This is a genomic window from Actinoplanes sp. HUAS TT8 (assembly GCF_051380535.1).
Lineage (GTDB): Bacteria > Actinomycetota > Actinomycetes > Mycobacteriales > Micromonosporaceae > Actinoplanes.
In genome coordinates, this window is record NZ_CP195646.1 from 4761367 (window position 1) to 4780153 (window position 18787).

An 18787-nucleotide genomic window follows, 5' to 3' on the forward strand; every position below is an offset into this window, starting at 1 on the left:
GATGGAGCTGTCACAGGGAGAACCGGCCGGCTCCTCCCGCCCGAACCCGTGACGGGAGCGCACAGTGAAACCTCAACCATCCGAGACGGGGACGTGGCGGCAGAGAATCGCCCTCGCCACCATCACCGGCGTCGTCTCCGGCGCAGTCCGAGCCATCACCGCCAAGATCCTCGAACACCTGATGTCGAGCTGACGATAATCCTGCGGGCCCGGCCGTGCCGGCCGGGCCCGCCCCATGGCACTCGGCTGGTAGCTTCGCGGGAAGGCCGGCCGCGACGGAGGTGGGCATGGACGGTTCCCCGACCTGGATCCAGCACAACACGGCCGGTGCCGGCGGCGTCGTCTACGGCGTCCAGGACGGACGAATCGTCCAGCACGGTCAGCCGCGCATCCGGATCCTCTTCCTGGCCGCCAACCCGGCCGGCACCACCCATCTCGCGCTCGACACCGAGGCGCGGGAGATCACCGAGAAGCTTCGGCTGGCCCGCGACCGGGACACCTTCGAATTCGTGACCCGCTGGGCGGTCCGTCCGGCCGACCTTCTGCAGCAGCTCAACGAACAGGCTCCGCAGATCGTCCATTTCAGTGGGCACGGTGCCGCCGCCGGCGAGATCGTGCTGTCATCGGCCGACGGGCGTTCTCAGCCCGTCACCGCGGATGCACTCGCCCGGCTCTTTCAGGTCATGAAGGACAACGTCCGCGTCGTCGTTCTCAATGCCTGCTACTCCGCGGTTCAGGCGCAGGCGATAGCCCGGCACATCGACCATGTCGTCGGCATGAACAAACCGATCGACGACCGGTCGGCCACCGTTTTCGCCGCATCCTTCTATTCGGCGCTGGCTTTCGGGCGTTCGGTCGCGGAGGCCTTCGACCAGGGAAAGATCGCGCTGATGCTGCACGGGATGCCCGACCACGATGTGCCGGAGCTGATCACCCGGCCCGGCGCGGCGCCCACCGATCACTGGTAACCGCCGCGGAGCAGGTCGTCGTGCAGCCGCTCCGGGTCCGCGGTGAACGGCTCGGTCGTGGCCGGCCGCAGCGGGATGAGATCTCCGCGTCTCACGAGCTCGTCGAGTTCGCCCGGCCCGTAGCGCACACAGCCGGCGTAGATCCGTAGGGTCTCCAGCAACGGCATGATCGTCGCCGGGTCGCCGTCGAGAGGGACCGTGAACAAGGGGCCGAAAATGTGGTTCATGCCGTCGACCGGGGTCGCCCCGGGCCGCAGGAACCCTAGACAAAAGGCTGTGTCCTGCTCCGATCCGCCCCAGAACAGAACGGCCGGATCGGCCGCCGCCGGAGCCCAGTGGGCAACCGCGCCCTGGAAGACCACCGTCAGCGAGTTGGGCGACGCGACGTTGAGCACGATCGCCGTCGCACCGGTGTGATCCCACTCCAGCGCCAGCAGCACGATGTTCGCGAGGTTCCCGTCCCATGGCCGGGCGGAGGCGGCCAGCAGTGCGCCGTCCAGCAGGGACGGGCGACGACCTTCGAGATCGTGCTCGACCTGCTGCACCACTTCGGCGAATCGTTCTTCCGCCGTTTCGTTCTCCCGGCGGGCGAGGGCCGCCTCCGGGAACCGCTGGGAGTGCATGAGCATCTGGTCGAGCACCTGGGCGGCCGACCGAAATCCGTTCAGGTGAGCCATCGGGTTGGCTTCGCACAGCTCCCGGTGAACGGCGACCGATTCTCTCAAGCGCTCAACGCCCTCCGCGAGGCGCCCGACCGAGAACAGCGCCGCACCGTTGTTGAGGAGGGTGCCGGCCAGAGCGGGTAGGAACAGGTCCGGGTTCCGGGCGGCCAGCTGCCGGCGAAGGACGAGAGCTTCTTCGGCGGGCGCCAGCGATGCGGCGTCGTCGCCGGCCGCGGCTTGGATCACGCTGAGGTCGTTGAGCGCCGTCGCCAGCGGGGGCACGAAGATCGCGGGGTTGACCTCGGCCAGCTCGCGGGCCATCGTCACGGCCTCGTGGATGATCGGCAACGCGGCGTGCGGCCGCCCGTTGTCCGAACGGGCCATCGCCTGGACGATGAGTGCGCCCAACAGCTCGGCCCGGTAGGCGGACGGGTTCCGCCGGGCGAGGGCGCGGAAGAGGTCGGCGGACTCCTCGCTCGACGCCAACGCAGGGGGAAGCTCGCCGGTTGTGGCGAGCAGCCCTGCGAGATCGCCGAGAGCGGCCGCCAACTCGGCCTCATAGACCTCGTCGGCCGCGTTGCCCGCGCCGTCGATCCGATGGCCGGCCAGCGACCGGTGTATCTCGACGGCTTCGCCGAGCAGGTCGATGGCCTCGTGCGGACGGCCCTCGGCGGCACGGATGGCGGCCAGGCCACGGACCGATCCGGCGTACGCGAGGCGACCCGGCTCCGGCAGCGGTCCTTGCGCCCGATAGATGACGACGACCTGTTCCACGACCTCGCCGGCCTCGGATTCCCGGCCCAGTTCGCTGAGGCAGGATGCAAGATCGTTCAAGGCCAGGACGTACGCCGTCCCGTGGGTCACGATGTCGGACATCATCAGTGTCGCCAAGCCGGCAACGGCGGACCGGATTCGGGGCAGCGCCGTATCCGGCCGTCCGGCGTTCGACAGCCGCCAGGCGAGGATGTGCTGCAACCGGGCACGTTCGGCCTCGTCGCTGGTCACCGCAAGCCGGTGGTCGGTCAAACGTTCGGCAATCGCGGCGATTCCGATGTCCACGTCCGGATCGGGTCGTTGCGGAAACCCGCTCTCGATCGCCTCCAGGACATCGACCGGAAGGTCCTCGATCGCGTTCAGGGCGAGCAGCGCGGCGTTCCCGGCCCGGACCACCATCTCCGGCCTCGACCGGACCAACGGGTAGAGCGCCCTCTCTCCGACGTGCGGCCAGCGTTGCGTCGCCGCTGCCAGATAGATGACCCCCCTGGTCAGAATCTGCGGCGTCGCCAGAAGCGTGCCGATGGTGCGGGGCGCCCAACCCTGGGCCGGGTAGGCCAGATCATGCCCCGGTGTGCTGAGAGCCAGCAGATCCTCGGCCAGGCGGTCCGGCTGAAGCGGTTCGAGCACCGCGGGCGCACTTGACGAAACGGGTGGATAGCAGGTCGTGTGGTCGGTCAGGATGCGATCGGCGTCCCCGGCCAGGTCGAGTTTCTCCACGAGCGCCGTACCGGCGGCCCGGGCCATGCTGCCGGTCAGGGCCGCCGCAAAAACGGTGTGATGCATGACGTCGGGCGACGTGCGGTACGTGCGTTCCGACGGGTTCAGCTCGTGTGTCGTGTCGCCGTAACGCAGCGCCCAGTGCAGGTGCTCCCGGTCGATCAGGTATCGCGTCAGTTCCCGCATGCCGGCGGGCGCGCGGGCGCCGGTGACCCGCAGGTCGACGCCGACCAGCGCCGACATGTGCACCGCGAGCGTCAGTCCCAGCTCCGGATCGGCCAGCGATCCTGCCGGCTCGACACCCGCCCGGTCGGTCAGCCCGTACACCTGGGCGAAGCCGTCGACGGCCGCCCGGAACATCGCCTCCCGGCCGTCGGGCGTGTTCGGCAACGGAGGTAACGCTTGTTCGGACAGATCAAATCGGTACGTGTTGTACTCGCGCCGCAGCGCCGCCTGCAGGGCCGGCCATATCTCGATGCCGCGGGCCAGGAGCAGCACCCGGGTAGGTCCGCCGGTGTGCAGTATCCCGTTGCTGAACAGCCAGATCAGGTGGGTGAAGGGCCACCGGTCGGCGTAGTCGACGATCAGTAGAAGGCCCGCCGAGCCGCCGGCGCCCAGATCGTGCTGGCCGCGCGGCGCAGCCAAGTTGCCCGGCCCGTGTTCAGCAACGACGACCTGCCAACCGGCCTGCACCGATGCGGCCGCGAACTCATCGGCCAAGCGGGTCTTGCCCTGTCCGCCCGGCCCGAAGAGCCATCGGACGGCGAACGGGTCCGCGCTGTCCCGCCACGTGCGAAGCTCCTGCAGGTCCGCCGACCGCCCGGTGAACCGGACGACGCGGTTCCGGCTGTCGAGCGCCTGGCTGGGCAGCCCACGCAAGGTCTCGGGATCGACGGGCTCCGAGCGGCTCCACGGCCGCACCGTGTAGAGCGGCACGCTGGTCCCGAACACGTGCATGTCAGCACCTCGGACGCTGTGAACGAACGCCCCCGTGTTCAGCTGGTTGCCTTCGCCTCTCGGCGGCTCCTTCGCATCCCGTCGCGGCGGCCGGGGAACCTCGTCGCCGGCGTGCAGGTGCAGGTCCCCTTCCTGCACCGCGAAGACCTGGCCGTCGCCGACGGCCCTGGCGCGTCGCAGGCGGGCGTCCATCTCCAGCACGGCGGCGACATTCCGCCGGGCAGCGTCCTGGTCGGTGGCGGCCGACACCAGGTCGGCGGCCCGGTCGAGCATCCGGGCCGTCTCGTCGCGGTCCGGGGCATCGACCCGGTCGAGCACGGCGTCACGGACGGCACCCCATCGCCCGGTTCCCATGGCTCGAACTACATGGTCGACATCCATGACCGCACCCCCTGCCTGGTCTGAATGCGAGAATCGCATTCACCAGTGTGGAACGGTGCGGCCCTTCCGTCTCTTCTTACCCGTACGTTCGGGGATGCCGACACCGCCGACTTCCGGGCCGAAACCGGCTGGGCGGCCGGACAGACAACGGCGATACGCCGGCCACTACCTCTGATGACGGCTCATAAGGAGGCCTTATCGCGGGCGGGATGGCCGGGCCGGGGCCGGTCGCTTACACCTTCCGCGAGTCCCGCCCGGGGCTTGCGGGACAGAGAAGGTGTTCGAACATGGCAACTGCACTATCCGGTAGGACGGCCCTGGTCACCGGCGGTAACAGCGGCATCGGCCGGGCCACCGCGGTCGCGCTGGCCGCGCGGGGAGCCACGGTGGTGATCGCCGGGCGGGACGCCGAGCGCGGCGAGCGGGCGGTGCGGCAGATCGAGCAGGCCGGGGGTTCGGCCTACTTCGTCGCGGTGGACCTGGACGGCGAGCGGTCCGCGCGGGAGTTGGCGGCCACCGCGGAGCGGCTCGCCGGGCCGATCGACATCCTGGTCAACAGTGCCGGGATCTTCCCGTTCGGGCCGACCGAGAAGATGACCGGCGAGCAGTTCGAGCAGGTGTACGCGCTGAACGTGAAGGTGCCGTACTTCCTGGTCGCCGAGTTGGCGCCGCGGATGGCCGAACGCGGTCACGGCGCGATCGTCAACGTGACCACGATGGTCGCCGAGTTCGGTCTGGCCGGCATGGGACTGTACGGGTCGAGCAAGGCCGCGATCGGGCTGCTGACCCGGTCGTGGGCGGCCGAGTTCGGGCCGAGCGGCGTGCGGGTCAACGCGGTCAGCCCGGGGCCGACCCGTACCGAGGGAACCGCGGTCCTCGGCGAGAGCCTGGGTAATCTCGCCGCCGCCGCGCCAGCGGGCCGGGCGGCGGCGCCCGAGGAGATCGCGGCGGCGATCGTCTTCCTGGCCGGGGACGAGGCGTCGTTCGTGCACGGCGCGGTCGTGCCGGTCGACGGTGGGCGCACCGCGGTCTGACCGCAGTTCGATACCCGTCGATGACAGAATGACCACAAAGGTAATCCCCGATTAATCGGAAAGCACAGTGAAGGGCACTCGGTTACTGACGAGAGGAGCCCTTCCCGTGTACGGACGAAGAATCGTGATCCCGGCCGCCGGACTCGTGCTGGCGGCCGGCCTCGCCGCCCCGGCCGCCGCATCGCCCGCGGACACCGGCCGGGTCGTCGACCGCCCGGTGCGCACCACCGGCTGCGGAAAACGCCCGCCGGCCGCGCCCGGTGCGGCGGTCACCCGGACCGTCGTGAGTGGCGGCCTCACCCGGACGTATCTGCTGCACCTGCCGTCCGGCTACCGGCCGGGCCGGGCCATGCCGGTGGTGCTGTCCTTCCACGGGCGCACCCGGACCAGCGAGTACCAGCAGGAACTCACCGGCATGGACAGGCTGGACGCGATCGTCGCCTACCCGCAGGGCACGATCGGCACCGACGGCCAGCCCTCGTTCCAGGGTGCGCCCTACTCGTCCGGCGTGGACGACGTGCTGTTCACCAGCGACCTGCTCAACCAGTTGCAGCGGCAGCTGTGTGTCGACCCGTCGCGGATCTACGTCTCGGGCAAGTCGAACGGTGGCGGCTTCGCCGGCGTGCTGGCCTGCCGGTTGTCCGGCCGGATCGCGGCGTCCGCGCAGGTCAGTGGCGCCTTCTATCCGCAGGGCGGTGCCTGCACCCCGACCCGGCCGACGCCGGTCATCGAGTTCCACGGGTCGGCCGACACCACCATTCCGTACGACGGGAATCCCGCGAAAGGACTCCCGCCCATCCCGACATGGCTGGCGGACTGGGCGGCGCGCAACCGGTGCACCGGCGGCCCGGTCACCAGCACGCCGGTCCCGGCAGTGACCCGTTCCGTGTGGCGTGGGTGTGCGGCGTCGGTCGTGCACTACCGGATCGAGGGGCTGGGTCATACCTGGCCGAGCACCACGTCCAACCCGGACTCGGCCACCCCCACGGTGATCGACGCGACGCCGATCATCTGGAAGTTCTTCCGTGAGCACCGCCTGCGCCGAACAGCCGGTCGAGCTGGTCGGTGAGGATCCGCAGGGCGGCGGCGCCGTCGCGCTGGCCGCCCAGCACGCTGGAGCCCAGGCCGTTGGTCAGCGCGAGCAGCGCGGCCGCGGCCAGGGCCGGGTCCACGTCGGCGGCGACCTCGCCCGCCTCCTGCGCGGTGGCGATGTGCGTGGCCAGCATCGCCTCCAGCCGGTCGGGGTAGTTGGCGCCCGGCCGCTTGTCGAGGTCCGGCTCGCTCAACACCAGGCTGTAGAAGCCGGTGTAGGCCCTGGTCAGCCGCACGCTCTCCTCGTCGGTCGGCAGGGCGGCAGTGAGCGTGCCGTAGACGACGTTGCGGGCGGTGACCGGGCTGCCGAGCGCCCGGATGCTCGCCGACACCCGGGCGGCGAGCTGCTCGGCGAGGTAGGCGAGCGCGGCCACCAGAAGCTGCTCCTTGGTGTGGAAGTAGTACTGCACCAGCCGCAGCGAGACGCCGGCCTCGGCGGCCACCTCGCGCATGGTCGCCGACTGCAGGCCGCGGGTGGTGGCGATCCGCAGCAGGGCCTCGCCGATCTGCCGCCGTCGCTGCTCATGGTCCACGCGTTTCGGCACGCCTTGATGATACGGTGGTATCAACAAAAGCGTTGGACGGAGGCCGTGATGCCGATCGGCGAGTTCCGCAACGATCAGGCCCGCACTCGTTTCTTCGACGTCTACGACGACCTCGTCACCCGGCTCTGGCCGTCCACGTCGGTCAGCTCCGACGTGGACACCAGCTTCGGCACGACCCGCGTGCACCGGCTCGGCTCCGGCGAGCAGGCTCCGTTCGTGCTGCTGCCGGGCTCGGGCGGGCCGTCGCTGATGTGGCATGCGTACGTCGCCCGGCTCGCCGCGTCCCGGCCGGTCATCGCGATCGACCCGGTCGGCGAGCCCGGTCCGTCGGTGCAGACCCGCGCCATCGACAGCGGCGACGAGTGGTCCGCGTGGCTCGACGAGGTCCTCACCGCACTGGGCGTCGGCCGGGCGCACCTGGTCGCCACCTCGTACGGCGGATGGGTCGCCCTGCGTCATGCCATGCGCTCGCCGCAGACCGTCGCCGGCCTCGCGCTGCTCGACCCGGGCGGCTTCGGCAAGGTCAGCCCGAAGTTCATCGCCTGGATGATCGCGTGCGGGCTCACCTCGTTCACGCCCCGGCCGGTCCGGCACGCGCTGGCCGGGCCGCTGCGCAACGTGACGCTGCGCGACGACGACGCCATGCCGCTGGTCAAGGCCACCTTCGGCTTCCGGCGCCGGCACATCCTGCCCACCCCGTTCACCGACGGCGACCTCGAACGGATCACGGCGCCCACGCTGGTGCTGCTCGGCGGCCACAGCCAGCTGTACGACGCCCGGCAGGTCGCGGCCACGATCACCGCCCGGATGCCGCACGCCGTCGTCGAGATCATCCCCGAGGCCGGCCACGACGTGGTCCTCCGGAATCCCGAGGGGCTCGCCGCCCGGATCGTCGCCTTCGCCGAGGCCGAAGGCTGAGTGACACCGGGCCGGGGTCAGCCGTGCGCGGCGACCATCTTCTCGATCTCGGCCCGGACCAGGTCGGGCTGGTCCTGCGGAATCTCGTGGGAGCTGCCCACGGCGGTGACCAGGGTTCGGCCCGGCCCGGCCTTGACGAACTCGGCAGCCGCGTCCCGCCAGTGCTGGGCGTCCTGCGGCGACCCGTCGAACGGGGTCTTCTCCGACACGATCACCGTGGCGGGCACGCTGTCCGGCCACGCGACCTGGTGATACGCCCGGTGCGCGGGACCGTAGTTCTGCGCCGTGGCGATCAGCTGACGCGACTGCTGCGTCGACGGTTGCGACCTCGACGCCGCGATCTGCGCCGTGCCGGCCGCCACCACCCGTGCGATCTGCTCATCGGTGGAGAACTGCGGCAGGCTCGCGTCCACCAGCACCGCACCGGACACCAAACCCGGATTTTCCCGTACGAGATAGGTCGCCACCTCGCCGGCCTGAGAATGCGCCACCAGGATCATCTTCTCGGTGACGCCCAGTCCGGTGAGGCCGGCCCGCAGGTCCGACACGGCCGCGTGCACGTCCCACGCGCCTTTCACCTCGTCGCTGGCGCCCATCCCGGCCCGGTCGTAGGTGATGATCTCCGATCCGGTCGCCGCCGACAGCTGCGGAACCAGGTCCTTCCACTGCGTGTGGTCCTCACCGCCACCGGCGTCCAGGACGATGGCCGGCGAGTGCCCCGGCGTCACATAGAACGCCAGCTCATGCCCGTTATTGTTGATCATGTGGGTCTCCGTCGCCGGTGTCCCGGCCGAGGCAACCGGTGCGGCCGACGCGGGAACCGACAACGGCGGCCGCGTCGCAGGATCACTGCACGCGACCAGAGCCCCGGCCGCGATCACGGGAAGAGCAACAGCGAGGGCCGCCCGGTGCAGCCGGGACGGGGTGTAGACGTTCATGGCGTTTCCTCTGGGCGCGGGAGCGACAACGGCCCGATCAGTCTTCGCGGCCGTCGGCTGTCGCCCGATCCCGCTGACCACCCGATCCGGGCTACCGCCAGCCCGAGTATCGCCACGGGGGCTGTCCCTACCGCGCCCCTGCCCACAAGCGGACGGCGCGCCGGCCGACCTGGACGGCATGATGCGCCGGATCGCCGCGCACCTCGACCTGGACGTCCCCGAACCGGTCTGGCCTCGCGGACCCTGATCTGCTGGCCTGGCTGCGGCGCTGACCCGCGGGAGCATCATCAGGGTGCGGCTTCGTCCCGCAGCGCCGACACCAGCGCCCGGGCACGCGCCGACGGCTGGACCCGGGTGACCGCGACCGTGGCGCGGCCGGACTGACGGCTGCCGGTGACCGGAATGGTCCGGACTCCGCCCGGCAGGGCCGGTACGGCCAGGTCCGGGACGACGGTGAGGCCGAGTCCGGCCGCGACCAGGCCGAGCCGGGTCGACCAGTTACGGGTGGAGTGCGCGACCGTCGGCTCGGACAGGGTCGGCCAGGCGCCGAACTGCGGTTCGCCGGCCGCGCCGGCGCCGACGATCCACGGCTCGTCCTCGAGGTCGGCCACCGTGAGTTCCCGGCGGTCGGCGAGCCGATGCTGCTCGCCGACCGCCACCAGTAGGGACCCGGACCGCACGGTGGTCCGGTGCAGGTCGGCCAGGTCGTAGTCCGGCAGGCCGTGTCCGACCCCGATCACCGCCACGTCGAGCCGCTTCGCGCGCAACTGGCGCAGCAGCGCCGGGGTCGACGCCTCGACGAACTGCACGGCGAGACCGGGATGGGTGGCCCGCAGCCGTGCCAGGGCCCGCGGGACCAGGGCCATGGCGGCGGCCGGGAACGAGCCCACCGTGAGCCGGCCGGCGAGCCGGTCACGCAGCCCGGCCAGCTCCTGCCCGGTGGCGGTCACGTCGGCCAGGATCGAGGTGGCCCGCCGGATCAGGACCTCGCCGGCCGCCGTGAGCTTCACCCCGCGGCGCCCGCGCTCGAAGATCGGTGCGCCGGCGGCGGCCTCCATCGCGGCGACCTGCCGGGACACGGCCGACTGGGTGTAGCCAAGCAGCTCCGCCGCCTGGGTGAACGAACCGGAGACGGCCACCTGCTGGACGACGCGGAGCCCCACCAGGGTGAACTCGGTCATGCATGCGATTTTCGCATGGACAGCAGTCCGGAACGTGTTTGGAGAGCATGGCCGGGGCGCGTCAGGGTGGAGAGCATGACGACACCGAAGTACACCCGCGACGAACTGGTGGCCCGCCTGGTCCGGGCCGGCGAGCTGGAAGTCTCCGGCGAGAACCCGGACGAGGTCGGAACCTACTTCGACACCGAGAAGTTCCGGTTCCACGGCCCGGACGGCTTCGAATCCGACTACGCCGGCCTCACCGCTTACTTCGCATCGGTGCGCGCGGCCTTCGACAACCGCTCGATCCGCCGCGGCATCGTGGTGGCCGAAGGCGACCGGATGGCCTGCCAGACCTGGATCGAAGGCACCTTCGTCGGCGAGTTCACCCAGTCGCCGGCCGGGCCGCTGCCGCCGAACGGCCGCCGGATCGTCTTCGACCTGCTCAACATCTTCCGCTTCGACGAGCAGGGGCGCCTCGTCGAGGAATGGGTGCACACCGACAACCGCAGCCTGCTGCGCGAGCTGAGCGCCGGCGAGACCGATCCCGGACAGCCGGGATGACACCATGATCAGCATGACCGCTGACGAACACGCCGCCCGCGCCGCCGAACTCGCGGCTGAGGCCGAACGCCTCTACCAGATCTGCCTGGTCGACTACCAGACCAACATCAACGAGGACGATCACTCCGAGGAGCCGTACGTTCCCGGCGCCGACCTGGCCATGCTCACCGCGACGACGCAGCTCGCCCAGGTCCACGCCACGCTCGCCCTGCGCCACCCGGCGACCGCGGTCACGGCCGAATAGCCGTGCAGGGCGCGCGATCAACTGGCCGGTAGGTTGGTCGGCATGTCTCAGGATTCGACGCCTCTGCTGCCGGAAACCGGCCGTGCGCTGCTTCACCGGCTGGCCACCGCCCAGGTCGCGGGCCGGACTCCGTCGATCGTCGCCGCTGTCGTGCGCGGCGGCCGCCCGGTGTGGCTGGACGGTCGCGGGAGCGTGGGCGGCGGGACGCCGGACGGCGACGTCCAGTACCGGATCGGGTCGCTCACCAAGACGTTCCTGACCGTGCTGGTGATGCGCCTGCGCGACGAGGGCAAACTTGCGCTCACCGACCGGTTGGAGCAGCACCTGCCCGGCACGGCGGCCGGCCAGGCCACGATCGCCGGGCTGCTGTCGCACACCGCCGGCCTGGCCGCCGAGACGCCCGGCCCGTGGTGGGAGCGCACCCCGGGCACGCTGCGGCCCGAGTTGTCCGACGTGCTGGCCGCCGAGCCGTACGTGCTGCCGCCGGGCCAACGTCACCACTACTCGAATCCGGGTTTCGCGCTGGTCGGCGCGCTGGTGGAGCGGATCCGCGGCCGGGCCTGGGGTGAGGTGCTGCGCGACGAGGTGCTGGAGCCGCTCGGGATGGCCCGGACCACCCTGCTGCCGGTGGCGCCGCACGCCGACGGCTGGGCGGTGCACCCGTGGGCCGACGTGCTGCTGCCCGAGCCGGCGGTCGACGCCGGGCGGATGGGCCCGGCCGGTCAGCTGTGGTCGACCGCGGCCGACCTGGCCACGTTCGCCGCGTTCCTGCTCGACGGCGACGAGCGGGTGCTCAGCGCCGCCTCGGTCGCCGAGATGCGCGCGCCGGCCAGTCCGCCCGAGGCGGCTTCCTGGGACAGCGGCTACGGGCTCGGCATGCAGCTGATGCGCCGCGACGGGCACGTGCTGTCCGGGCACACCGGTTCGATGCCGGGTTTCGTCTCCACCCTGTGGATCAGCCCGGACGATGCGCTCGGTGTCGTCGTGCTCAGCAACGTGACCGCGGGCCTGCCGGTCCCCACCATCGCCGCCGACCTGCTGCGCCTGGTCGCCGAGCGGGAGCCGACGATCCCGGCGCCGTGGCGGCCGCTGCCCTCGGTCGATCCGGAGGTGCTGGAGCTGGCCGGTCCCTGGTACTGGGGGCCGTCCCCCTGGGTGCTGCGCCCGGCGGCCGACGGTTTCGTGGAGATGGGCCCGATCGCCGGGGGCGGTCGCGGCACCCGGCTGCGTCCGGCCGGCGACGGCGACTGGGTGGGCCTGAGCGGCTACTTCGCCGGTGAGCGGCTGCGCGTCGAGCGTGACGCCGCGGGCGCGGTCAGCCACCTCGACCTCGGCAGTTTCGTGTTCACCCGCCGGCCCTACGACCCCGCGGCGCCTGTTCCCGGCGGTGTGGATCCGGCCGGCTGGCGGGCGGGCTGACCGGGCGGAGCGGCACCGACGCCTGGTGCACGAAGGCCGGCGGCAGGTTGCGCCACACCACGCGGCTGGTGCCGGTGACGCCGAACCGTTCCCGCAGCTGCCCCGCGAATCGGCGTCCGGGCGGCGTCCAGGCCGCGTGGGCGTACGCGAAAGTGGTGAAAACGCCGGAAGGCGCGAGAACCGTGGTGACCGCGTCCAGGATCCGCCGCCGGACCGGCTCGGCCATGACCGTCCACGGCAGACCGGAAACGATCACGTCCACCGGGTCCGTGACGAGCGTCGCCAGGTCGGTCGCGGACCCGTGGACGATCTCCACCGGTTCCCCGCGGTACCGGCGGGTGAGCTGCTCGGCGAGGTGACCGTTGAGTTCGACGGCGACGATCCGGGTGCCCGGGGCCACCCGCCGCCGGATCGCGTCGGTGAAGACGCCGGTCCCGGGCCCGAGTTCGACGACGGTCCGGGCCTGCTCAGGGCCGATACCGGCGGTCATCATCCGGGCGAGTGCGGGTGAGCTGGCGGCGACCGCCCCGGTCAGCAGCGGGTGGCGCAGGAATGCGGTGAGGATGGACATGACCGGGACGCTAGGAGCCATGATCGTCGCCGCTCGTCCTGCCGCCGGGCCGCTGTCGTCCTCCTGGAGAAGGACCGATGTCGCCGTACGGATGGACGCCCCGGCCCGCCGTGACCGATAACGTCGGCCCGTGCGCCCCCTCGTCAATCCGCTGCTGGCCGTAGGTCTGGCCGCGCCCGCGGTCGTGGCCCCACCGGCCGGACGCCCGTTCTGGGTTCAGGCTCTGGTCCTGGCCGGGCTGGTCCTGCCGCTGCTCGGGCGGCGCCGGCACCCGGAGGCGATGGCCGCGATCGTGCTCGCCGCGGCCTGGTTCGGGCTGCTCGCCCACGCCTGGGCCGGGCATCTTCCCCTGGCCCACCTGTCGTTGCCGGTCATGATCTACACCCTGGTCGTGGGCGGCCGGCGGCGGGCGGCCCTGATCGTCGCCCCGGTCGCGGCCGGGTTCTTCGCCGTGTGGTCGGCCGACGGCTGGAGTGCGCTGACCTACGGCCTGTCGCTGGTCACGGCCGGGCTGCTCGGCGAGTACGTGCGGGTCCGGCGGGCCTACCTGCGCTCGGTCGAGCGGCGGGCCGACCTGGCCGACTCCGAACGCCGGGCGCTGGCCCGGGTCGCGGCGGCCGAGGAGCGCACGCGGATCGCCCGGGAACTGCACGACGTGCTGGCCCACAGCGTGAGCGTGATGGTCGTCAACGCGGAGGGCGCGCAGCTCATGCGCCATGCCGACCCGGACGCGGTGGACCGGACGCTCGCCCTGATCAGTACGACCGGGCGGCAGGCGCTGACCGAACTGCGACGTCTGCTGGCGGTGCTGGGGACTGACGGTTCCATGTCCGTACCTCAGCCGGTTCTTGATGATCTGCATCGGCTCGCGGAAGCGGTCGGCGGGACCACGATGCGGGTCCTGGGAAGTGGTGAGGACGTGCCGGCCGGGGCCGTGGTGCAGGTCTACCGGATCGTTCAGGAAGCGCTGACCAACGTGGTCAAGCACGCCGGAACGGGCGCGAAGGTGCAGGTCACCGTGGATCTCGGTGAGCCCGGTCCGGGTCGGACGATCCGGATCGAAGTGTGCGACGAGGGTGGTGTCGCGACCGCGCGGCTGCCGTCGTCCGGGCGGGGCCTGGCCGGGATGCGCGAACGGGTGGCGATGTTCGGCGGCACGCTCGGCGCGGCGCCCCGGGCCGGCGGCGGATTCCGGGTGCACGCCACGCTGCCGCTCGACCCGCCGGTCACAGCCCCCTCACAGGCGACCCCCGGCAGCATCAGTGAATGTTCGACGAGCCAGCGGCACGCGTCCTGATCTGCGACGACCAGGAGATGATGCGGGTCGGGCTGCGCATGGTGGTGGACAGCCAGCCCGACCTGACCGTCATCGGCGAGGCCGCCGACGGCTTCCAGGCCATCGACGCCGCCGCCCGGCACCGCCCCGACGTCGTCCTCATGGACGTCCGCATGCCCGGCGTCGACGGGATCACCGCGGCGGCCCGGATCCGGGCCGCGCTGCCGGCCACCCGGATCCTGATGGTCACCACGTTCGACCTGGACGAACACGCGTTCGCGGCGCTGCGGGCGGGCGCCGACGGCTTCCTGGTCAAGGACGTGCCCGCCGCCGAGATGCTGGTGGCGATCCGCGGCGTGCTCCGCGGCGACCCGATGGTGTCGCCGTCGGTCACCCGGCGGCTGCTGGCCCGTTTCGTCACCGAAGGCGCCGAACCGCGGCCCGACCCGCGCCTGGACCGGCTCACCGACCGGGAACGGGAAGTGCTCGGCCTGGTCGCGCGGGGGCTGAGCAACGCCGAGATCGCCGGCCGGCTCTACCTCGGCGAGACCACCGTGAAAACCCATGTGAGCCGGATCCTCGGCAAGCTCGGCGTGCGGGACCGGATCGGGGCGGTCGTCATGGCGTACGAAAGCGGTCTGAGTCGGCCCGGAACCTGAAAGGTTTGGCCGGGCACCGCATGGGTTACTCGCCGGGCGGCAACTTCGGCTGTTCAGAGGTGGGGTACTCCGGTGGCGTCGCAGAACAAGGCCCGGCGCGGTGAGGCCCGCCTGCCGTCCGCCCTGACCGTGGTCGTGGCGATCGCGCTCTACGCGCTGCTGCCGGAACAGCTGATCCTCGGGCCGCGCCTGGTCATCCCCGCGCTCGAAGTCGTCCTGCTGATCGCCATCGTCATCGTCAACCCGCGCCGGATGACCCGGGACAGCCCGTGGGAACGCGCCGCCGCGCTGACCCTGGTCGGCCTGATCGCCGTCGCCAACGCGGTCGCGCTCGTCCTGCTGCTGCGGCAACTGGTCACCACCGGCGAGGACCGCGCCGTCGAACTGCTCATCGCCGCCGGTCAGGTGTGGCTGACCAATGTGATCGTCTACGGCCTGGCGTTCTGGGAACTCGACCGGGGCGGGCCGGTGGCCCGCACCCACCTGCCCCGGCGCGAACTGCCGCAGGCCGACTTCCGCTTCCCGCAGGACGAGGACCACGACACGGTCGAGGAGGTCCAGGCCGGATCGAGCAAGGTCAGCGACTGGGTGCCGGCGATCATCGATTATCTGTACGTGTCGCTCAGCAACTCGTCGGCGTTCAGCCCGACCGACACGATGCCCCTGTCGTCCCGCGCCAAGATCCTCATGGGCATCGAGTCGACGTCCGCCCTGGTCATCTCCGTCCTCGTGATCGCCAAGGGCGTCGGCAGCCTCGGCGGTCAATAAAGCAGGTCAGGGCTTGCGGCCGACCCCGCAACTGCCGTCGGTGGCCGTCGGCACCTCGTCGGACTCGGGGCGCCACTGCGGGATCGGCACGACCCCGGGTTCGAGCAGGTCGAGCCCCTCGAAGTAGCCCGCCACCTGCGCCACGCTGCGCGCGTTGTACGGGTGCCCCTGCTCCTTGGCCGCCCGGTGACCCGAACGGGCCTCGCTGCTGGAGTCGGTCCCGTCGGAGAGCACCAGGTAGCTCCCGGACGGCAGCGCGCCGAGCAGCCGCCGCAGGATCTCCCGGGCCTCGTCGTAGTCGGCGACGTTGCCGAGGATGCCGAGCATCGTCAGCCCGACCGGTTCGCTGAAGTCGAGCGTGCGCGCCGCCTCGGTCAGGATCCGCTCCGGGTCCTGCACGTTCGCGTCGATGTAGTCGGTGGCGCCCTCGGGGCTGCTGGTGAGCAGCGCCCGCGCGTGGCTGAGCACGAGCGGGTCGTTGTCGACGTAGACGATGCGCGACTCCGGCGCCAGGCGCTGGGCGATCTGGTGCGTGTTGTCGGCGGTGGGCAGTCCGGTGCCGATGTCCAGGAACTGGCGCACGCCGGCCTCCCGCACCAGGTGGCCGATGGCCCGGCCCAGGAATTTGCGCTGCTCGCGGGCGAGCACGGCGATCTCCGGGAACTTCGCGAGGATCTGCGCGGCCAGCGCCCGATCGATCTCGAAGTTGTCCTTGCCGCCGAGGATGTAGTTCCACACCCGGGCGCTGCTCGGCTGGGTCACGTCGATCTTCGGCTCGCTCACACTGTCCACAGTGTCATCATGCCCCATGGATGTTTGACGCCGGTGCACCACCGGCGGCCCCGTGAGGCAGCATCGAGGTCGTGGAGACGACTCCGGCTCAGTTGCTGCGCCAGGCGCACGCCAGCTCCGACATCGACGAGCTGGTCGGCATCGGGTGCGACCTCGCGGACTACGGTGATGCCACCGGCGCGGAGTTGTGCTTCCGGAAAGCCGCGGACCTCGGCGACGCCGTCGCCGCCTTCAACCTGGGTAACACCCTGGCCGGCCAGAAACGCCTCCACGAGGCGGTGGACGCCTACGAGCTGGCCGTCGACCGCGGCGAAACCGATGCGTGGCTCAGCCTGGGCATGGTGCTGGACGACCTCGGCGACCTGGCCGGGGCGATGCGCGCCTACAAGCAGGCCGAACGGGCCGGCGACAGCGGCGGCACCGTGTCGCTGGCCTTCTCCCTGCGGGAGCAGGGTGAGCGTTCCGCGGCCTTCGCGGCGATGGAACGGGCCGAGGCCGCGGGCAACCGGCTGGCCGCGGCGGTGCTGGCCTGCTGGCGGTGGGACCAGAGCCTCGACCCCGCCCTCGAACCGGCCCTGCGCGCGGGGGCGGAGCTGTACCCGTCGGCCCGCGCGGACCTCGGCATCCTGCTGGTGAGCACCGGGCGGGTCGACGAGGGTCGCCTCGTGTTCCTGCGCGGCCTGGAGCTGGGCGAGACCGAGAGCATGGTTCCGCTGGGGAACCTCTACGCCGATGTCCTCGGGGACGACGACGCCGCCGAGGCCGCCTACCGGGCCGGCGCCGAGCTCGGCGATACGCACGCCCACCACAACCTCGCGGTCCTGCTCGAGAGCCACGGCGACCTGGCCGGTGCCGAGTGGCATTTCCGTCAGGCCGCGGAGGGCGGGGACGCCCTGGCCGAGGCGGCGTTGCGCGACCTGCTGGAGGACTGAGCGCTGGCGCCGCTCTGGTCGCTCTGGTGCGCCGACGATCAGGCTCGGCACCGGAACGTTTCGGCGATGCGTGAAAAGTGGACGCCCAAGGCCAAAAATGGCCGAGCACCGGGGTGGCGGTGGAGTCAGGCCGAGGTGGTGGCCAGGCGCAGGCCGAGGGTGATCAGGACGGCTCCGGTCAGCGCGTCCAGGCTCCGGCGGACCCGGGGACGGGAAAGGGCCCCGCGCGGGCCTCCCCTCGGATGCCCGCAACTCTGCCAGGCGAACGCGCCGGGCGCCGACCCCGGTGGAACCCGCTCGACCTGGAGGGGCCGGGAAATCCCCCTCGAAACCTCCCGGCTCCTCGCCCCCAGGTCAGATCATGCCCGCGCGCAGGGCGTAGGCGACCGCGTGTGAGCGGTTGCGCAGGTTGAGACGGTGGGTGAGGCCGTGGATCACGTTCTTCACGGTGCGCTCCGAGTAGCAGAGCTGCCCGGCGATCTCGTTGGTGTCCAGGCCGTCGGCCATCAGCCGGAGCACGTCGATCTCGCGGGTGGTCAGGCCGGAGACGTTGAGGCCGTTCGGGGCGAGCACCTCACGTTGCAGCCGTTCGATGTGTTTGAGCAGCTCGCCGACCATGTTGGGCGGCATGACGCCGCCGCCGTTGGCCGCAGCGATCACGGTGCGGATCAGGCGGTCGGCGGTGACCGCGGACCGGTGCAGGATGGCCACCACCCGGCATTCGATCGCGGTGAGCAGTTCGGCCTCGGCAATCTCGTTGATCACCAGGACGACCGGCAGGCCGATCTCGGCGGCGGCCCGGCGCAGCGCGGCCACCGTTTCGGGGCCGAACCGGTCGCAGGCGAAGACGAGGGCCCGGCCACCGGTGCGATCGCCTGCGCGCAGCAGGTTCAGTTCGGCGCCGGATCGGAGAAGACTGGCCAGTCCCGCATGACTGACCGGGTCCGATGCCTGGAGAACCACCCGAACCCGTTCCACTGCTCCACCTCCGTTGTGTCGAGACGCGGCGACAGTCTCCGGAAGTGATCTTCAGAAAATCTTCAAGCCCGTGCGCGGCGCAGCGCTTCGATGTATTTCGGCAGCTCGACCAGGGCCTGTTCGAGGCGGCCGGGGGCCATCTGGTCGGTCAGGACGGCGGTCGTGACCTCGTCGGCCAGGTCGTCGCGCAGCTCGTCGACCCAGCCGGTGGGCATCTGCTGCCAGATCCGGATGACCCGCAGCCGGGCCCGTACCTCGGAAAGGGTTCGTTCCAGACCGGCGATGACCGCGTCGGCCTGGCGCGCTTCCATGACCAGCCGTCCCTCGTCGGCGAGGGTGAGCATGAGTTCGCCCGCGAAGGGATTGGTCAGGTAGTCGGCTGGCCCCGGCACGCGACGAGTCCATCAGCGAACCGGCCACAGCGGAACCCTCTGT

Annotated in this window: 19 protein-coding genes; 11 read left to right on the forward strand and 8 right to left on the reverse strand. The window is 71.4% G+C overall.

Features of this window, described 5'->3' with window-relative positions; translation table 11 throughout:
* Positions 1-287: 287 nt before the first annotated feature.
* The gene (locus ACSHV8_RS21510) at positions 288-968 is read left to right on the forward strand and encodes a CHAT domain-containing protein (RefSeq protein ID WP_436535535.1); all 681 of its coding nucleotides are present in this window, start codon (positions 288-290) and stop codon (positions 966-968) included.
* Here the strand turns inward: ACSHV8_RS21510 and ACSHV8_RS21515 are convergent.
* The gene (locus ACSHV8_RS21515; protein WP_436535536.1) at positions 959-4435 is read right to left on the reverse strand and encodes a hypothetical protein; all 3477 of its coding nucleotides are present in this window, start codon (positions 4433-4435) and stop codon (positions 959-961) included. The genes ACSHV8_RS21510 and ACSHV8_RS21515 overlap by 10 nt on opposite strands.
* Positions 4436-4749: 314 nt before the next feature.
* On the opposite strand from ACSHV8_RS21515, the gene ACSHV8_RS21520 reads away from it, so the two are divergent.
* A complete protein-coding gene (locus tag ACSHV8_RS21520) occupies positions 4750-5496 on the forward strand; it encodes an SDR family NAD(P)-dependent oxidoreductase (protein WP_436535537.1) in 747 nt (248 codons plus the stop codon).
* Between the two features lie 106 nt (positions 5497-5602).
* On the forward strand, positions 5603-6565 hold the full coding sequence (locus tag ACSHV8_RS21525) for an alpha/beta hydrolase family esterase (protein ID WP_436535538.1): 963 nt from the start codon (positions 5603-5605) through the stop codon (positions 6563-6565).
* Here ACSHV8_RS21525 and ACSHV8_RS21530 read toward each other — a convergent pair.
* A complete protein-coding gene (locus ACSHV8_RS21530) occupies positions 6504-7133 on the reverse strand; it encodes a TetR/AcrR family transcriptional regulator (protein ID WP_436535539.1) in 630 nt (209 codons plus the stop codon). The genes ACSHV8_RS21525 and ACSHV8_RS21530 overlap by 62 nt on opposite strands.
* Before the next feature lie 48 nt (positions 7134-7181).
* Between ACSHV8_RS21530 and ACSHV8_RS21535 the strand changes: the two genes are divergently transcribed.
* Entirely contained in the window at positions 7182-8051 is an 870-nt protein-coding gene (locus ACSHV8_RS21535; RefSeq protein WP_436535540.1) for an alpha/beta fold hydrolase, read from the forward strand.
* A gap of 17 nt (positions 8052-8068) precedes the next feature.
* Here the strand turns inward: ACSHV8_RS21535 and ACSHV8_RS21540 are convergent, their stop codons facing one another.
* On the reverse strand, positions 8069-8989 hold the full coding sequence (locus tag ACSHV8_RS21540) for an alpha/beta fold hydrolase (protein ID WP_436535541.1): 921 nt from the start codon (positions 8987-8989) through the stop codon (positions 8069-8071).
* Between the two features lie 287 nt (positions 8990-9276).
* Positions 9277-10170 carry a LysR family transcriptional regulator gene (locus ACSHV8_RS21545; protein WP_436535542.1) on the reverse strand — a complete coding sequence of 298 codons (894 nt, stop codon included), beginning with the start codon at positions 10168-10170 and terminating at the stop codon, positions 9277-9279.
* Positions 10171-10245: 75 nt separating this feature from the next.
* Here ACSHV8_RS21545 and ACSHV8_RS21550 point away from each other — a divergent pair, with 75 nt between their 5' ends.
* From ACSHV8_RS21550 to ACSHV8_RS21560, 3 genes are read left to right on the forward strand one after another with little or no spacing between them, the layout of a single operon-like run.
* Positions 10246-10713, forward strand: a complete 468-nt coding sequence (locus tag ACSHV8_RS21550) for an ester cyclase (protein ID WP_436535543.1) — start codon at positions 10246-10248, stop codon at positions 10711-10713.
* 13 nt (positions 10714-10726) lie between these two features.
* The gene (locus tag ACSHV8_RS21555; protein WP_436535544.1) at positions 10727-10957 is read left to right on the forward strand and encodes a hypothetical protein; all 231 of its coding nucleotides are present in this window, start codon (positions 10727-10729) and stop codon (positions 10955-10957) included.
* A 42-nt stretch (positions 10958-10999) separates the two neighbouring features.
* Positions 11000-12376, forward strand: coding sequence for a serine hydrolase domain-containing protein (locus ACSHV8_RS21560; protein ID WP_436535545.1), 1377 nt, complete (start codon positions 11000-11002; stop codon positions 12374-12376).
* Here the strand turns inward: ACSHV8_RS21560 and ACSHV8_RS21565 are convergent.
* Positions 12303-12947 carry a class I SAM-dependent methyltransferase gene (locus ACSHV8_RS21565; RefSeq protein ID WP_436535546.1) on the reverse strand — a complete coding sequence of 215 codons (645 nt, stop codon included), beginning with the start codon at positions 12945-12947 and terminating at the stop codon, positions 12303-12305. The two genes, ACSHV8_RS21560 and ACSHV8_RS21565, sit on opposite strands and share 74 nt — an antisense overlap.
* Before the next feature lie 130 nt (positions 12948-13077).
* Here ACSHV8_RS21565 and ACSHV8_RS21570 point away from each other — a divergent pair, with 130 nt between their 5' ends.
* The 3 genes from ACSHV8_RS21570 (at position 13078) to ACSHV8_RS21580 (ending at position 15650) form a co-directional block, all read left to right on the forward strand.
* Positions 13078-14244: a sensor histidine kinase gene (locus ACSHV8_RS21570; RefSeq protein ID WP_436535547.1), complete on the forward strand. Its 1167-nt coding sequence runs from the start codon at positions 13078-13080 to the stop codon at positions 14242-14244.
* On the forward strand, positions 14214-14882 hold the full coding sequence (locus ACSHV8_RS21575; protein ID WP_436535548.1) for a response regulator: 669 nt from the start codon (positions 14214-14216) through the stop codon (positions 14880-14882). The genes ACSHV8_RS21570 and ACSHV8_RS21575 overlap by 31 nt, the downstream gene beginning before the upstream one ends.
* Before the next feature lie 72 nt (positions 14883-14954).
* Positions 14955-15650, forward strand: a complete 696-nt coding sequence (locus ACSHV8_RS21580; protein WP_436535549.1) for a hypothetical protein — start codon at positions 14955-14957, stop codon at positions 15648-15650.
* Between the two features lie 6 nt (positions 15651-15656).
* Here ACSHV8_RS21580 and ACSHV8_RS21585 read toward each other — a convergent pair whose 3' ends face one another.
* Complete coding sequence (locus ACSHV8_RS21585; RefSeq protein ID WP_436535550.1) at positions 15657-16442, reverse strand: SAM-dependent methyltransferase; 786 nt, start codon at positions 16440-16442, stop codon at positions 15657-15659.
* A gap of 71 nt (positions 16443-16513) precedes the next feature.
* Here ACSHV8_RS21585 and ACSHV8_RS21590 point away from each other — a divergent pair, with 71 nt between their 5' ends.
* Positions 16514-17374, forward strand: a complete 861-nt coding sequence (locus ACSHV8_RS21590; RefSeq protein WP_436535551.1) for a tetratricopeptide repeat protein — start codon at positions 16514-16516, stop codon at positions 17372-17374.
* A gap of 354 nt (positions 17375-17728) precedes the next feature.
* On the opposite strand, the gene ACSHV8_RS21595 is transcribed toward ACSHV8_RS21590, so the two are convergent.
* Both ACSHV8_RS21595 and ACSHV8_RS21600 read right to left on the reverse strand, forming a co-directional pair.
* Positions 17729-18352 (reverse strand): response regulator transcription factor, encoded by a 624-nt coding sequence (locus ACSHV8_RS21595; protein ID WP_436535552.1) that lies wholly within the window; start codon positions 18350-18352, stop codon positions 17729-17731.
* Between the two features lie 62 nt (positions 18353-18414).
* On the reverse strand, positions 18415-18696 hold the full coding sequence (locus ACSHV8_RS21600) for a hypothetical protein (RefSeq protein ID WP_436536852.1): 282 nt from the start codon (positions 18694-18696) through the stop codon (positions 18415-18417).
* Between the last annotated feature and the right edge of the window lie 91 nt (positions 18697-18787).